The 16,448-nt window shown below is 37.0% G+C and carries 17 protein-coding genes; 3 read left to right on the forward strand and 14 right to left on the reverse strand.

The features are described from left to right. Nucleotides 1–118 precede the first annotated feature (118 nt). On the reverse strand, nucleotides 119–763 hold the full coding sequence (locus WAX78_RS19460; protein WP_336483654.1) for a LytTR family DNA-binding domain-containing protein: 645 nt from the start codon (nucleotides 761–763) through the stop codon (nucleotides 119–121). A gap of 371 nt (nucleotides 764–1,134) precedes the next feature. After that, a complete protein-coding gene (locus WAX78_RS19465; protein ID WP_336483655.1) occupies nucleotides 1,135–2,343 on the reverse strand; it encodes an MFS transporter in 1,209 nt (402 codons plus the stop codon). A 196-nt stretch (nucleotides 2,344–2,539) separates the two neighbouring features. Here WAX78_RS19465 and WAX78_RS19470 point away from each other — a divergent pair, with 196 nt between their 5' ends. Both WAX78_RS19470 and WAX78_RS19475 read left to right on the forward strand, forming a co-directional pair. Continuing rightward, nucleotides 2,540–3,418 (forward strand): LysR family transcriptional regulator, encoded by an 879-nt coding sequence (locus WAX78_RS19470; protein WP_336483656.1) that lies wholly within the window; start codon nucleotides 2,540–2,542, stop codon nucleotides 3,416–3,418. 489 nt (nucleotides 3,419–3,907) lie between these two features. After that, a complete protein-coding gene (locus WAX78_RS19475) occupies nucleotides 3,908–4,255 on the forward strand; it encodes a VOC family protein (RefSeq protein ID WP_336483657.1) in 348 nt (115 codons plus the stop codon). 112 nt (nucleotides 4,256–4,367) lie between these two features. On the opposite strand, the gene WAX78_RS19480 is transcribed toward WAX78_RS19475, so the two are convergent. From WAX78_RS19480 to WAX78_RS19510, 7 genes are all read right to left on the reverse strand, one after another. After that, nucleotides 4,368–4,826: a GNAT family N-acetyltransferase gene (locus WAX78_RS19480; protein WP_336483658.1), complete on the reverse strand. Its 459-nt coding sequence runs from the start codon at nucleotides 4,824–4,826 to the stop codon at nucleotides 4,368–4,370. A 232-nt stretch (nucleotides 4,827–5,058) separates the two neighbouring features. Further along, nucleotides 5,059–5,394 (reverse strand): YrdB family protein, encoded by a 336-nt coding sequence (locus tag WAX78_RS19485; protein WP_336483659.1) that lies wholly within the window; start codon nucleotides 5,392–5,394, stop codon nucleotides 5,059–5,061. A 260-nt stretch (nucleotides 5,395–5,654) separates the two neighbouring features. Further along, nucleotides 5,655–6,041: a DUF3887 domain-containing protein gene (locus tag WAX78_RS19490; protein ID WP_336483660.1), complete on the reverse strand. Its 387-nt coding sequence runs from the start codon at nucleotides 6,039–6,041 to the stop codon at nucleotides 5,655–5,657. After that, nucleotides 6,038–6,721 (reverse strand): YhfC family glutamic-type intramembrane protease, encoded by a 684-nt coding sequence (locus WAX78_RS19495; RefSeq protein ID WP_336483661.1) that lies wholly within the window; start codon nucleotides 6,719–6,721, stop codon nucleotides 6,038–6,040. The genes WAX78_RS19490 and WAX78_RS19495 overlap by 4 nt, the downstream gene beginning before the upstream one ends. Before the next feature lie 108 nt (nucleotides 6,722–6,829). Next, nucleotides 6,830–8,143, reverse strand: a complete 1,314-nt coding sequence (locus tag WAX78_RS19500; RefSeq protein WP_336483662.1) for a GHKL domain-containing protein — start codon at nucleotides 8,141–8,143, stop codon at nucleotides 6,830–6,832. Beyond that, a complete protein-coding gene (locus tag WAX78_RS19505; RefSeq protein WP_336483663.1) occupies nucleotides 8,143–8,877 on the reverse strand; it encodes a response regulator transcription factor in 735 nt (244 codons plus the stop codon). The genes WAX78_RS19500 and WAX78_RS19505 overlap by 1 nt, the downstream gene beginning before the upstream one ends. A gap of 135 nt (nucleotides 8,878–9,012) precedes the next feature. Further along, nucleotides 9,013–9,528: a hypothetical protein gene (locus WAX78_RS19510; protein WP_336483740.1), complete on the reverse strand. Its 516-nt coding sequence runs from the start codon at nucleotides 9,526–9,528 to the stop codon at nucleotides 9,013–9,015. 140 nt (nucleotides 9,529–9,668) lie between these two features. On the opposite strand from WAX78_RS19510, the gene WAX78_RS19515 reads away from it, so the two are divergent. Then, complete coding sequence (locus tag WAX78_RS19515) at nucleotides 9,669–10,478, forward strand: N-acyl homoserine lactonase family protein (RefSeq protein ID WP_336483664.1); 810 nt, start codon at nucleotides 9,669–9,671, stop codon at nucleotides 10,476–10,478. Between the two features lie 93 nt (nucleotides 10,479–10,571). On the opposite strand, the gene WAX78_RS19520 is transcribed toward WAX78_RS19515, so the two are convergent. The 5 genes from WAX78_RS19520 to glpK form a co-directional block, all read right to left on the reverse strand. Next, nucleotides 10,572–11,780 (reverse strand): cytochrome P450, encoded by a 1,209-nt coding sequence (locus WAX78_RS19520; RefSeq protein WP_336483665.1) that lies wholly within the window; start codon nucleotides 11,778–11,780, stop codon nucleotides 10,572–10,574. A gap of 171 nt (nucleotides 11,781–11,951) precedes the next feature. Continuing rightward, on the reverse strand, nucleotides 11,952–12,416 hold the full coding sequence (locus tag WAX78_RS19525; RefSeq protein ID WP_336483666.1) for a hypothetical protein: 465 nt from the start codon (nucleotides 12,414–12,416) through the stop codon (nucleotides 11,952–11,954). 202 nt (nucleotides 12,417–12,618) lie between these two features. Further along, nucleotides 12,619–12,957, reverse strand: coding sequence for a hypothetical protein (locus tag WAX78_RS19530; RefSeq protein ID WP_336483667.1), 339 nt, complete (start codon nucleotides 12,955–12,957; stop codon nucleotides 12,619–12,621). Between the two features lie 183 nt (nucleotides 12,958–13,140). After that, on the reverse strand, nucleotides 13,141–14,823 hold the full coding sequence (locus tag WAX78_RS19535) for a glycerol-3-phosphate dehydrogenase/oxidase (protein WP_336483668.1): 1,683 nt from the start codon (nucleotides 14,821–14,823) through the stop codon (nucleotides 13,141–13,143). Between the two features lie 133 nt (nucleotides 14,824–14,956). Then, nucleotides 14,957–16,447: a glycerol kinase GlpK gene (gene glpK / locus WAX78_RS19540; protein ID WP_336483669.1), complete on the reverse strand. Its 1,491-nt coding sequence runs from the start codon at nucleotides 16,445–16,447 to the stop codon at nucleotides 14,957–14,959. Between the last annotated feature and the right edge of the window lies 1 nt (nucleotide 16,448).

Here is a 16,448-nt window from a genome sequence, read left to right on the forward strand (position 1 = left end):
CTCTCTTAATGAATATTCATAATTATTTTACACATTAACACTATCAAAATAGGGATTTTAGTATACGATACCGAAAATTCAGATAAAATAGCGAATCTAGGCTCTAAAGCAGAGAAACTTAAAATCCTAGAAGCTTTCGAAAATAACTGGCGTATGATTGACTAACTGGTACCCTCTCACCATTATCCATCGAAAGTAAAAAAGTAGAATGAGTATCAGGATAAATCGCTTTAATATGATTAACATTTACAATAAATGACCGGTGGCATCTAATAAACGAATCCCTCGGAAGCAAATATTCGAATTCTTGCAGAGAGTATTTATGTGTTCCGGATAACTCTTCTGCATTCACATACGTCTTTTTATCTTTTGCCTCTAAATAAATAACCTTTGAAAAAGGAATCGGAACCCAGCCGTCCGTCGTTTTTAAGGTAACAACAGACTTTCCATCCGTTAAAGCTGGATAAATTGCCGTCACGCACCCCTCAAGCTCTCCATTATTAAAAAGTGGTACAGCCATTCCATGATAAGGAATACCAAAAACATCCCGGTTAATAAACTCAGAAACCTTTTGCTTCGTCACGATTGCTTTATGGGCAATCGTCCCTTCCTTTATAGGGTCCCCGACGCTAATTTTTAAATCAATTCGTTTACTTGGCCGATAGTAGATATATTCTTTCGTATTCGAAACGGCAATTGAAATTTCATCTGAAAATACTTCACCAACAACATCTAGTAGTAAGCCTAAGGTTATATCTTCCATACTATTAACACCTCATTGACTATTATACTACTATTATTAACACCAAGCTTTTTATATTTACATCTCACCCCATTACATAATACTGCTTCACTGTAATAGGGATCAGGTATTTATTTTTAAATCTCATTTACTTATGGTACGGTTCTGACTAACACCTTTAAGGGGTAGTGACAGGGTAGCTGCTCTAGTTCGCAGGATTATTTCTAATAAAAGTAAAACCCCATTAGATATCAACGGGGTTGGAGTCACGTCACGAAACAGAAAAAACCGGATTCTATTTCACAAGGAATTCCGGTCCTCTCTATGTCAGCATCTTATCGCACTAAATTCTTTTATTAATAATCCATTATATTCAATAAATTTGAAATACCTTAAGAAATCTTTTTCTCTATCTTTTTCACAATAGAACGTGAAGATATTCTGTCATGCAATAAATAGTAAACTCCAATTCCGATTAATATAAGGAATGAACAATAAAAATATATTGAGCCATGATCAACTTTAGATGCTACAATACCAAAGGTAAATGATCCAATGCCGAACCCTAAATCGAATATAGAATAGAATGTAGCCGTAGCCAATGCCCTCTTTTCAGGAGGTGCTACTTGAATGGCAATGGTTTGAAGACTAGGAAACGCGGTTCCCCAACCCAATCCAATAAGGGCTGCTGATGAAAGAAATAACAAGGACGTATTCGATACACTCAATAAGAACGTACCGACTGCAAAGCATACAATAGCGGGATAAATTATAGTATTTGCCCCGAATACATCAAACCATTTTCCAGTAAAAGGACGGGAAATTAAAAGGACCACCGCGTACACAACAAAGAAATAACCAGCAACTTCCATTAAACTATGCTCTTTAGCATATATGGATACGAAGGAAACAATTCCCGAATAAATGAGTGCAAAGAAAGCTGCAACCAGCGATACAGGAATGGCGGAATTCTCTAAATATCCTCCAATTTTCATACCTGTTCTTCGTTCAATTGTTCGTTCTGACATAATAGTTTTCTTAGGTAATTTAACAAATAATCCTGCAACGAGTGCAAAGAGAGAACATAATGCATTTATGATAAACATGACATGTGTCCCTGCCTGATGCATAACAGTCAAACCAAAAAGGGGACCAAGAGCCATACCAAGATTTAGCGTTAGTCCATAGTACCCCATCCCCTCTCCTTTGCGAGAATCCGGGATGAGATCGGCAACAATTGCTCCAATGGCCGTTGTCGCCATTCCAAAGCCAATTCCATGAAAAAAGCGAAGAATTAGCAAACCACTAATAGATTGTGGAATAAAATAGAAAATTGAGGCTGCGGAAAGAACAAGAAGGGAAGTTATAAAAGCGATATACTTTCCTGACTTTTCGATCCATTTACCTGCAAATGGTCGTGTTAGGATGGATGCAATCAAAAAAACTGTAGTAATAAGTCCTGCTTCAGATTCGGCACCGTGCAATTCTTGTAAAGCATATATCGGCAGTGTAACCAATAAATAATAAAATGTTGTAAACACAAGAAAATTAGTAATGGCAATACCGATAAAATCCCTTGTCCATAATTTGGGTTTATCCAATATTTCTACCTCCCCTATAATTAATATTAAGTTCCTACGTTTGGTCTTTCTCATCAGATAAGCATGAAGAGCCATGCTTACGTTATTTTCATTCTATTGTATTTGCTTATCTATATTATCATTTGTATATTTATACGAAAAATATCTATAATGTTACTTATATATATCAAAATCGTATATATTATGGAGGAAAATGATGGATATAAGACAATTGCGCTACTTTCTTACTATTGCTGAAGAAGGGCAAATTTCTCGTGCTGCCAAAAAACTTCACATGGCACAACCCCCATTAAGCCAGCAACTTCGACTTATGGAAGAAGAGATTGGTACCGTACTATTAGAACGAAAAAGAAATGGTAAGACTATGGAACTCACTGAGGCAGGTAAAATTTTATATAAAAAAGCCCAGAATATTTTAAATTTATTTGAGGAATCGATATTAGAAGTAAAAGAAGCTGGTGAAGGAATCAGAGGTTCTCTATCCATTGGTATAGGCTCCTCATGTGTTTCTTATCTTCCTAAAAGAATTCAATATTTCCATGAAAACTATCCAATGATTTCATTTAAACTATGGGGAGGAGATCCATTTGAATTGAGTAAACAGTTGGAAAACCGCAATATCGAACTTGCCATTGTTCGTCTTCCTTTAGAAATAGAAGATCTTTCTATGATCCCTTTGGAAACGGAATCATTTGTTTTGGTGGTACCGAAAGATTGGGAAAATTTCCATTCAAAAGAAGCTATTCACATGAAAGAGATTGAAGATGTACCTTTATTGCTAGTCCACAGAATGAAGGGAGAAGGGCTGTATGAAAGAGTTGTAGAAGAATGTGAACGATTCGAATTCCAACCAAATATTTTGTGCGAATGCCCAGATATGAATATACTTCTTTCTTTAGTTGAAGCTGGAATTGGAGCAAGTATACTTCCTAAATCGTCAATATCTGGATTTCGTAATATTGAAATTAGAGTGTTGGATATCTTAGATTCCTCTCTTCAATCAGAGATAGCATTAGTTTGGCTTAAACAACGATATCTTTCCAAAGCAGCACGTAAATTCATCGAACTATTTTAGTTAAGCCCCTCAAGCAAGTTATAAATTTTCACTAAATGATGGTTCATTTATTCCTCTGCCATGGTCGGAACGTCTGTGACCCAACCTAATAAGTGAGAATCTTAACGTACGATTTTGTCCGTTTTGTGAAGTGACCCTGGATTTGTGATTTACATATTTAACTTTGCTTTTCGATACAGAGTCATTCGAGATACTCCTGCTTACTCGCCTTTAGTTATGCACCAAACTTCGCAAGTTTCCCTACAATGTTGATTTTTAATTAAATAAAGAAGGTGATCCAAATGAATTCCAAGGAGACCACCTTCTTTATTATTGGGTGTGTTAAAGATAAATGTTGATAATTGAAACGTCACCGTTACCCTTATATAATTAATATAGGAACAAGCATTCGGGGGAAGGTTATAAGAATAGATAAGGCGTTTAGCAATTTATTCAAACACAATATAATCGGATAGCTAAAAATTTGATGATAGACAGGAGTTAGATACGATGATAAAAGGTGTCGGAGGAATATTTTGGAGAACTAAGAATCTTGAAGTTACAAAAAAATGGTACAGTGACGTGTTGAAGATTGAAATAGAAAATTGGAATGGGACTGTGATAAAACCCCAATTAGGAAATGAGACTATCTTTTCTTTCTTTACCGAGAATGACAGTTATTTTCCAACAGAACAACAAGTGATGTTAAATTTCCAAGTACATAATCTAAACGAGACTATTAAGCATCTTGAACATATTGGTGTACCTCTTGCAAAGAAAAAAGAGATTAGTGAATTTGGAAAGTTTATTTGGATTGAAGATCCTGAAGGTCGACTGATCGAGCTTTGGGAGAAATAACGAGTTGTAATTCATTTGCTATTGAGCTAACGAGGCGTTAGTTGAACAAGAATGGGGAACCTCGACGAATGAAGGTTCCCCTAATTACTATATATACATTTTCTTTGCCTACCTACATCTTCTTCCCCATTCTCCAACAACGTTGATTGTAAGAATTACGCTCTTCTCCTATTATTTCGAGTCCTTGCTTTTCATAGAATTTAATCGCTCTTACATTGGACTGTGCAACGCGGAGATGATATTCAAATACATTACGTTTTTTAAACTGATTCTCAGCATATTGAAAAATTAGATTACTATACCCCTTCCCGCGGCCTTCGGGAATTACATACACAAAACTTACATAGCCAATCTCTCGTCCTTCATAGTTATCATACCTAAGAACTAATTCCCCAACTGCCTGTTGATCATTTTCCAATAGAACGAATCCCTCAGGAAAATTCAATTGCTTTTGCTTTGCATACTTTATATATTCATTCTCATTAAACTCCAGTTCTTCATCTGTATCTGTAAAAAATTTAATGATCGTCTGTTTATCTTTTTCTACATCGACATGACGAAACGTAAGCATTAGCATCATTTCCTTTCACTTCACGCTTAATTTCATCGTACAATATCTTTTATTCCGGTAAAATGATCCAAAACTTTAGGATACATATAAGAGATACTTATCAATCTAACAACCTCTTATTCAATTACCCTGCCTCGTTAATTAAATGGCTCTGTTAATTTTCTTATAAAAAAACAAGAAGTAATGCGTGGCATCAACCTATTACTTGTGCTGAACTAGTTGATATTTCTAATTATTGTTTCCAAATAATGAGTAAAATGCGGTTAATTATGAATACCATTCCAAGAATAATGGCTAAGATTGTTTTATCAACAAAATGCAGAGCGAATGAGGCAGCTCCGAAGATTACGAATTCCAGCATAAATCTGTACGGTTCTGGCAGTTTCAATGATGCTTTAGGTGCAATGAAAGTCCCCCATAATATCGCCAAAAGTAGTGGTGAGCCAATACCAAAAACAAATTTTGTATACGCACTTTTCCCGACTTGAAAGCCCCAATAACCTAGCGATGCAAGGGCACATAACTCTAGCAGAAAACGAACAGCTAAATTTACAGATTTTATGAACATGAAAGACCACTCCTTTGAAAAACATGTCTTTTTGATATATCCCAGTTCTTCCTTCTTTGCTTTCGCTGAATTTTGAGGTTGGAGTCTTACTGTCCGCGAATAGCGGGATAAAAATAAATCCCACCTTTCCACATGAAAAGGTGGGATCTATTGATTTTTAATAGACTTAAGAAAATGCACTCTAATGTTTAAGTACGATTATTCATAAACTATTAGCTAAAAGTCTATATTAGAACGAATTGTTAACTTCATAACATAGCCTATTTAATGAATAACCCTGCCACTTCTTCTTTATCGTTAAAGGTCACTGTGAAAACGCGATTTTCTTTACTGTATTTCGCAACAAGAATAACGACATACAGACCATCTTTTTCTTCAACTGAAGATTTATCGATTTTTTCGAAAGTACCAGATTTCTCGATAATAGGAGTAAGCTTTGTCATTTGATCTTCTGGTAATCCTGCTTTCATTTTATTATCAAACATTTCGTGTACTTCTTTATACTTACCTTCATTTAATAATGACACAATTTTTTCAGCCTTCGTGATATATTTTTTTGAAGCGGAGTCATCCACTTTATTGCCACCACATGCTACAAGTGCAAACACTATCATAGCGCTCAAAATAGATAATAAAATTCTCTTCATCGCAATACTCCCTTTCTTTTTATCCATAAACTATAATTGAAAACAGCTACCGCAATAACCGCTAGCGTAACTTCCACAATAAGCAGACTACTTTCTTTCGGCACATATAACGGTAAAATACCAACCAGTGCATCTACAATCCCATGGATCATAATTGCGAGCACAACATAAAGAAACCTCTTTCGCACAACGCCTTGTAATACAATAATCGAAAGGCCTATATGCAATAACATCGCAAAGAAACGTTCAATACCACCGATAAAATAGGTATCACTGTTTGCGATAGCAGTTGGTGAGAACAATAAGAACACCGCACTACTACCGAGAAATAACACCGCTTCGATGCCACCATGCCCTGCACCGAATAAAAATCCGGACTGCCAATCCCGTTGCTTCATAAAAAAGCGCATAGCGATAAAACGAGCCAGTTCTTCAAAAATACCTGCCGTTAAACCGATAACTATAGCAAATAAAACAGGTTGCATGGCGCTAAACATTGAATAGGCTGTGCTATGCTCTCCTAAATATTTTAGTATTGGTACGCGGATCAAAACTTGCGATACAACAAATGCCAGTCCCCCTAATACAAATGGAATATATCGTTTCTTGGAACATGCATATAGCAGTGCAGTCAGCGGTAATCCTATGCTTATAATCGCAGCAAAAATAATACTAGCCATCTCGTTCCACCCCTTGATTGAAGTGTATAAAAGACAGCGTATAAAGTATGTAGTTTTGTCATACTCGGTTCATTTTTCATCATAAATGGTCATGACGCTTTCGCATTACTATTTTTTTAGTATGAAAGTTTGAGTAAAATAAGGAGCTGCAAAAGTTGTTTCTAACGTTGCATGATCTGTTTTATCAATCATACGCTTTAACGAAAACAGTCCATACCCCCGGTTTCCTTCTTTACTAGAATAGCGCTTCTCGTATATTTGCTGTAAATCAATCTCTTCATGCTTACAACTATTGCGCACAATAAAATATTGGCGTTCCTCCATTTCAAAGAAGGCAATTTGCAACATTTTATCCTTACTACGAACCGTTTCTTCAATCGCATTATCCAATAAAATTGAAATGGCACGAATAAAAGTAACAACAGGCATTGCAATCGTTTCAATCGTTTGTGGGATATCGATCATCACGTTCACTTGTTGTTGCTGAGAAGTAACCACTTTTACACTCAACACACTTTTCACTTCGGGGATATTGACCCGGGATAATTTCACAATATCCAACTCGCGATTGTTTATCAGTTTTGAGGTAGGAGCGATTACATCATAATAAACGTGTTCAATTTGCGTTACATTTTTCGTGCGCACGCCTTCCTCTAACGCCAATAACACATTCATATAATCATGACGGAAGCTGGCCAATTCATCATGCATGAGTTCTAACTTCTCTACATAATCCAGTAGTTCCTTATCTAAACGTTCCTGATGTTCTTCCAATATCTTTTCTTTTGTCAAATGCGAGCTTATTAACACAATCAACAGCAACACAAAAAATAATATGATTGCTGCAATATAACTTATTTCTCCATACTGTTGATATAATGTAGCCAATAAATTGGTGGAAGGCGCAGTCAAAATTAGCTCTATGATGAGCCCTATAACAAGAAGACCATAGCTTACATAATAAAGGGGGCTAGCTACAATAAACTGAGCAATCTTTTGAATCCGCTTATACCACAGTGCAATGCCAATGACGATGACAATCGAAGCGATGAGATGAATTACGCTGCCTGTCCATAAATACAAATTATATGGTGTTAACATAAACAGCTTCATCCCCAAATCCAGTAACACCATTTTTACTAATGTAATGCTTACCATACTGACTAATGCAAAGTATAAGTTTTGCATAAATGTTAATTCGTCCTGTATCAAACCTAAACTTAATAGAAACAGCAACAACATAATAATATTAAATTCTGGATAACCTGTTACTGTCACAACGATCCCAAGTAAAATCATAAAGACAATGCTTAAAGCGATTACCATTGTATAGGACAGGCGATTGTAACGAATTAATTGAATGTATAATAAGACATGGCTAATACCAATCAACCCAAACGCGACTATATCATAAACATACATTACAACTCACCCTTTAACAGCTGACGTACTTTGCGCACTAAACGGCGTGATACCGGAATGCGTTTGCCACTTTTTAAAATAATCATTTTTTGCACCGCATCATAGGAAGACATTTGTCCTGTATTCACGATATACGATTGATGACAGCGAAGTAAACGTTCATCTACTGTTTCAATTTCTCTTAATGTGCCATAAAAATAAACGATACGGTCTGTCGTCACTAAAGCTAAACGATGCGGCTCATCAGTCATAATATATTCCACCGTTGCAAACGGCACACGTACAGTCGCATTCGTGTTTTCCACAATAAAATCATCAGCAGGAATAACAGCCATGTTGCGCGCTTGATATTGAAGTAAACATTGTTCAAACACGCTGCAGCGTTCATCATAAGGCAAGCCTTTATCAATAAATGTTAAAGCCGATACCATGTATTGATACGAGATTGGCGCAAATTCGGAATGCGTCGTCACAAACACAATAATGCCTTGCGCATCATATTTGCGAATCTCTTGAGCGACTTGTAACCCTTTACGCTCCTCACTCTTAATCTCAATATCTAAAAAATAAATCGGTACATAAGTCGTCAACGGAATTTTTTCAATAATGTGCTCACTCTTACTTGTCACTTCGATAAAATCGTACGGCAACATATATTTCTCACAAATTCCCTCCACCAGCCGCTTCACATGCTGAGCTTGAACCACATCATCTTCCAAAATAAAAATACTCATACTTATCACTCACTTCAAAATAATCCTATAAATAGAATAACACGATTACTCTCATTCGTTGAACAATACTTCCCTAATCGTTTTTCAATGTATAGAAACGGGTAAAATAAAGTGAAACTTCCATCAATAGGGGTCTTACTGCCCGTTAATACGAGATAAATCACTATCATTTTCAATCATATCTTTCAAATTCCTTTCATTTAGTCCCTTTTGACAAAAATCAAATTTCGTTCCTCTTATTCTTTTTACTCGATCTACCACTTGACCTAAATGATACCCAGTATGTTCAACAAGATGAAAGAGACTATGTATATCAATCTCTATCTTATTTTTACTATTTACGGCTTTCGCAAACGCTCTTTTCCAGTTAGCAAAGGTCTCTTCAATAATTGAACATAAAGGATTTGATGATATGTCTAAATGAGGAAAATACTCTTCAATCCCTTCTTCAAACTTTATATCCGGATTCGCGTACCGAGCTGTATTCCTTTTTATATGTTCACAAATGTGTAAGACGATTCCACCGATTGAATTCATTCCCTTTTCTTGTTCCCACAATTCTTCAGTATGTAAAACTTGAATTGTTTGAAGTAATTTAGGTAGATAATGGTCGTACATACGATGATATGTAATTTTAAAAACCAATTGCATTCTATTCACCCCATATTCAGCATAATCTCTAACTAATTCGCTATCACAAAGAACTGAACCTTGAAAATACATAAATTGTAATTTTTCCAAAAAATATAAAACTATCCTTCAATTCATTTTTCTCCAGAGGTGATTGAATCATGAATAGTAAAATACATGTATGGCATACAGGGCAAGTATACATCGATCAAGCAATGGCATTTCAGGAAAAAACTTTGCACCCTATGCCTTATACTGGCTGGCTAAGAAGTTCCGCTAAACAAAGATGGGTACCTGTCTCCGCGTACTTGATTGAGCATCCAAAGGGATTGGTTTTAGTCGACACAGGATGGCATGAAGATATAAGAACAAATCAGAGAAAACATTTAGGATGGCTTACTTCTACTATGTTTAAAGGCACTTTACCAAAAGGACAGTCTATTGCGGAAAGACTTCAAGCGAAGGGAATTGACCATAAGGATATTGATTATGTATTACTCACTCATCTTCACTCAGATCACGTAAGCGGAGTAAAGCACGTGGCAGATGCAAAACATATTTTAACAAGTAAATTAGAATGGGACGCCGCCCAAAAAGGTGTTGGATATATTCGGCCCATGTGGGAGGGTGTAAACATCAATACTTTTGAATTACAAAGAATTCCGCACGGCCCCTATCAGCTAGGATATGATTTATTCCAAGATGGTTCTCTCTATATGGTACATACCCCTGGACATAGTAAAGGACTATTTTCTGTATTAGTACAAACGAATAGAGGTTGGGTATTATTAGCTAGTGATGTCGGCTATTCAAACCGGTCCTGGGAACAAAATATATTACCTGGAGTGACCGTTGATAAGGTTGCTGCTCAGAAATCTTTAGATTGGGTGGGAGAATTTAGAAAGAGAGACGATTGCGTACAAGTGATGGCAAACCATGATCCAGCTATTGGGGAACAAATTATTGAATAGAAAAAACACACCTCTCTAAATCTTTGAAGAGGTGTGTTTTTCACTTTTATGAACAGAAAACGATAGTCATGAAGCGCTCTCTCTATAACACTTTTACTTTAAAAGGATTGGTAAACGTTTTAAGGTTTGTTCATTCTCTAATAGACAATTCTCTAGCTGAAAAGATGGTGAAAGTTTTATTTCTTTATGTTGTTTAATGAAGGTTGTTAGAGCGATTGTAGCTTCTAATCGTGCGAGTGGGGCACCTAAGCAAAAGTGCGGCCCTTTTCCAAATGTCATATGCTTGTCATTACCTGGTCGATGTATGTCAAAACAGCTAGCTTTAGGGAACTGTTTCTCATCTAAGTTTGCGGCACTTACCCACGCAACAATCATTTGTCCCTTTTTCATGTTTGGTCCAAATATATTTGTATCCTCCGTTATTCTACGTGCCAATACGACTGGAAAACGATAGCGTAAAACCTCTTCAATTGCTTGCGGAATATACTCTGGATTTTCACGTAGTTCGTTATACGTCCCTGGTTTATCAACTAAAAAACTATAAAAACTATTTATGATTAAATTTGTCGTTGTTTCATTGCCAGCTGCCAGCAAGCCAAGTGAAAAATCTACAATCTCTTCATCTGTCAATCTCTCTCCCTCATATTCAGCTCTTATTAAATCTGAAATAATGTCGTCTGTTAAGTGGTATCGTTTTTCTTGGACAATGGGAAGAAGATACGTTTTAAATTCTTTCATAGCGATTGCTTTTTGTTGATCTAAACCAGAAAATTTCTCTCGACTATATGGCATGAATAAAATATCGGACCATCGTTTAACCTTTTTTAAATCTGTTGTAGGGACACCTAATAAATTAGAAATGACAGTTACAGGGAATGGGGCTGCTAAATCTTCTACAATATCAATTTCATCACGATTTTTTAGCTTTTCTATCATTTCATTTGCAAGTGATTGTATATGTGGTTTCCACTCAGTTAAACTGCGCGGTGTAAATGCTTTTGAAACGATAGAACGAACATTGCGGTGTTCAGGAGGATCAGAAGAATTTATATTCATTCTCGTTTCTCGTTGCGGAAATGAAAATTGCTGACGCTCTCTTCTACTTGAAAATAAACGATAGTCAGATAAAACACGGTTCACATCATCATACAAAAATACATTCCATACATCTTGATCTGCATCATAATGGACAGGATGATTCTCTCTCATATACTGATACCAAGAATATGGATTCCAAAGCTCGTCTTTTGTTTTTAGTTTGGAAATTTCATGAACTAAAATTACACTCCCAGGTGACTTCATAAATATCTCCTCCCTCTTTCTTCAAAATACAAAGTAACAATTAAGTTTTTCTAAGTTGCATAGACTAACATACTTTATTCTAACATGCGAGAAGGGAATGTTTATTTTTGGAAGGTTGAGAAAATGTTTTTGGCACAAAAAAAACGATCCGCGTTGCGGGATCGTTAAAGTCTATTTCTCTTTCAGATGCTGTTGTAATTCGTCTATGACTTTTTGTAAAACAACGTGCTGTTCTCGTGCTAGTACCAATTCTTCCTTTACTAAAGTTAATTCTTCCATCACTGTATCATGAGTCTCACTTATAACCTTTTCTACTTTTTGTAAAGTATCGTACTGTTCTCGTGCCAGCGCTAATTCTTCCTTTACTAAACCCAATTCCTCCATCACCGCATCATGAGTCTCACTTATAATTTTTTCATCTTTTTCTCCGGCGATCCTTGCCACATATCCTATGACAGGCAAGGCAACACCTTGAAAGATGGTCTGTATCATGTACTGTACCCATTCTACAAGATTATTTGGATGCTGAAAGAAAAGCGGCACAATCACAAGCCCAAAAACGATGTAGAAACAGGCCATTGTAGAAAGCCATAAGGCTAGTTTGTCACCAAGCCATGCATTAAAGCGTCTTATCATTTATCACTCCTTATCTACAATAAAGTTGCTCTTTTATACATTTGAAGAAAAGAATTTGCATTCTGTTCCATTTGTTTTGTTATTTAAATGAATTTATCCCGCTACTCGTGGGCAGTAAGACCACACCTCAAGATTCAGAGAAAACGAAGAAGATATGCGAGGGATAACTGCCCGTAAGAGCCCGATTGGTGAGAGCTTTCCATCAATCTTTTTTACCGTGTTCCAATGACTTAATAAATAGAATGACAGCATTGATAAGAAGATATACAATTGCAAATCCCCAAATGGTTTGCTCAACAGGTGGAAACTTCGTCTTATAAATAAACGGTCGAACGCTCACATAAATAAAAGCATGATATAAGATTAACCAGTTCATCCACTTAAGGAATGATTTCCAATTTTTCACTGTGATTCCGGCTACAACAACAAGAATTGTAAAAAAAAAGAAGCTAAGTAAAAGTCCTGTTAAAAATCCTGTCAATTCATTAATCATTCCCATTATCAAAAATGTCACATCCTTTCCTACATAATGTACTATCATCCTATGCAAGAAAGGGACAAGCTGTTTGTACACGTGTACTTTGTAAAAAAATATCATATGTGATTCGTGTATATGTCGATTTCGGTACCATTTTACCAATAAAAAACCCGAATTGTGTACTCCACAATTCGGGTTTCAGTTCAAAAAAACGTGTATATTTAATTCACTAATTAGAGATGCTTTTTATGCTAACGCAGATGCATGCTCTTGCTGATCAACCGGAACGACAGCGTCTGTTAATGCTGTGTCTAATTCAGCTGCATACTTCAGCTTCTCTTCCCCGCTCCAGTTTAATGTCGCTGCCATGTAATTGATTACGGCATCTTTCCATTTATATACCCAGTGAATGTTAAAGAACACTGCACCCATACGGCGTACGAAGAAATCAACTGGCGTTGTTGCCATTTCAAATTCCATCGCGTATACGAGTGGCAGAAGTACGTCAAGCGGCAGATGATAGCGCTCTGCATCTCCTTTGTATTCTTTCGCTAATTCAAAGAGTACATCAACGTTTGAACCGTAGAACTTCGCAAATTGTTCTGCTTGCTCTACTGTTAAACCGTATTTCTTTCCTTCTTGTGCTTTTTTCGCTATGAATGTTGGGAAGTTTTTAGAACCGCCAACATGTCCGCCAGAGATTGGCATATGCTTCGTTGAGCTTACAGGGTATGAACCGTGACCTTCTTTTTGCATTAGAGATGTCACATAGTCTACAACCATCTCTGCCATTTTGCGGTATCCTGTTAACTTTCCACCGGCAATTGTGATTAAGCCAGATTCAGAAGTCCAAATTTCATCTTTTCGAGAAATTTCAGATGCATTCTTTCCTTCTTCATAAATTAATGGACGAACGCCTGCCCAGCTTGATTCAATATCCTTCTCTGTAATGTTTACAGTTGGGAACATGTAGTTAATCGCGTTAATAATATACGTACGATCTTCTGTTGTCATTTTTGGAACTGCCGCGTCTTTATCATAAAATGTATCTGTTGTTCCTACGTATGTTTTACCTCCGCGCGGAATCGCAAATACCATACGTCCATCTGGTGTATCAAAATAGATTGCTTGCCCTAGTGGGAAACGTTTTTGATCAATGACAAGGTGAACACCTTTTGATAACTGCAATACTTTCCCTTTTTTCGAATTATCTTTCTCACGAAGCGTGTCTACCCAAGGGCCTGACGCGTTAACAATTTTTTTACCGTACACTTCATATACGTTTCCGTCTAATAAGTCGACTACACGTACGCCGCATACTTTTCCATCTTTGTATAAGAAGCCGTCTACTTTTGCATAGTTGACTGCTTTTGCACCATGCTTAATCGCTTCTTTCATGACTTCGATTGTTAAACGTGCATCATCTGTACGATATTCTACGTAGTAACCGCCGCCTTTTAATCCATCTTGTTTCACAAGCGGTTCTCTCTTCATCGTTTCTTCGCGGCTAAACATCTTTCTGCGCTCACTTCTCTTAACACCTGCTAAAAAGTCATATACGCGAAGACCAATTGATGTACTAAATGAACCAAACGTACCGCCTTTATGGAACGGAAGCAGCATCCACTCTGGTGTTGTTACGTGGGGACCGTTCTCATATACAATTGCACGTTCCTTTCCAACTTCAGCCACCATCTTCACTTCAAACTGTTTTAAATAACGTAAACCGCCGTGAACAAGCTTCGTGGAACGACTTGATGTACCTGCTGCAAAGTCTTGCATTTCAAACACGACTGTTGATAATCCGCGTTTTGCTCCGTCTAATGCAATACCAGACCCTGTGATTCCGCCGCCGATAACAATGATATCTAACTCTTGTTTATTTACTTCATTTAAAACATTTTGACGTTGTTTACTTGAGAATTTCATGGTAATTCCTCCTTTTAATTACGAAAAAAAGAGACCACAAACATCACCATAGAATTGCTTCTATAGCGTGCTGTGGTCTCTCCAAATCTCCTACCGAATTATTAACTTATCATCATTATAACACTGTTTATCGTTATTTAAAAGCTTTCGTTGCTTCAATTGCTTTTTTCCAGCCAGCATATAGCTCTTCACTTGTACCCGCTTCCATCGCTGGTGCAAAGCTCTTATCCATATTCCACTGTGCTGCAATTTCCTCTTGATCTTTCCAATACCCAACCGCAAGACCTGCTAAGTATGCTGCTCCTAAAGCTGTTGTTTCATTTACTTCTGGACGCTCTACTGGCACGCCTAAAATGTCGCCTTGGAACTGCATTAAGAAGTTATTTTTCACTGCGCCGCCATCAACTCGTAATGTTTTTAATTCAATACCAGAATCAGCTTCCATCGCACATAATACATCTTTTGTTTGATATGCTAACGATTCAAGCGTTGCACGTACAAAGTGCTCTTTCGTCGTACCGCGTGTTAAACCGAATACAGCGCCGCGTACTTCACTATCCCAGTACGGCGTTCCAAGTCCAACAAATGCTGGTACAACATATACACCATCAGTTGACGCAACACGAGATGCATACACTTCACTTTCACTTGCATCTTGGAACATACGCAGTCCGTCACGAAGCCACTGAATTGCAGAACCTGCCACGAAAATACTACCTTCTAATGCGTATTCTACTTTTCCGTTTAAGCCCCATGCAATTGTTGTTAATAGGCCGTGCTCAGATGCTACTGCTTTTTCACCTGTGTTCATTAACATAAAGCAGCCTGTTCCATACGTATTTTTCGCCATACCTTCACCGAAGCAAGCTTGGCCGAATAATGCCGCTTGTTGGTCACCTGCAATACCTGCAATCGGTACATTTTGACCAAAGAAATGATAATCAACTGTATGACCGTATACTTCAGAAGATGGACGTACTTCAGGAAGCATGCTTGCTGGTACTGTTAGCATTTCAAGAAGCTCTTCGTCCCATTTTAATTCATGAATGTTATACATTAATGTACGAGATGCATTGGAATAATCTGTTACGTGAACGTTACCACCAGATAGTTTCCATACAAGCCACGTATCAATTGTTCCGAATAATAATTCACCGCGCTCTGCTTTCTCTCTTGCACCTTCTACGTTATCCAAAATCCATTTTACTTTTGTTCCAGAGAAGTATGCATCAATTAAAAGGCCTGTTTTTTCGCGAACCATATCGTTATAGCCTTTTTCTTTTAGTTCGTCACAAATTTCAGCTGTTTGACGAGATTGCCATACGATTGCGTTGTATACAGGTTTTCCTGTTTCTTTTTCCCATACAACTGTTGTTTCACGTTGGTTTGTAATCCCGATACTCGCAATTTGCTCTGGTTTTACGTTTGCTTCACTTAAACAACTTGCAATAACCGCTAAAATCGATCCCCAAATTTCTTGCGGGTTATGCTCAACCCAACCTGGCTTTGGAAAATGTTGCGTAAATTCTTTTTGCGCAACATGTACAATTTTACCTTCTTTATTAAAAAGAATCGCACGTGAACTTGTTGTTCCTTGGTCTAATGAAAGAATAAATTTCTCCATA

Origin of the sequence: Bacillus yunxiaonensis (genome assembly GCF_037104695.1) — a bacterium.
In the GTDB taxonomy this organism is placed as follows: Bacteria; Bacillota; Bacilli; order Bacillales; family Bacillaceae_G; genus Bacillus_A; species Bacillus_A yunxiaonensis.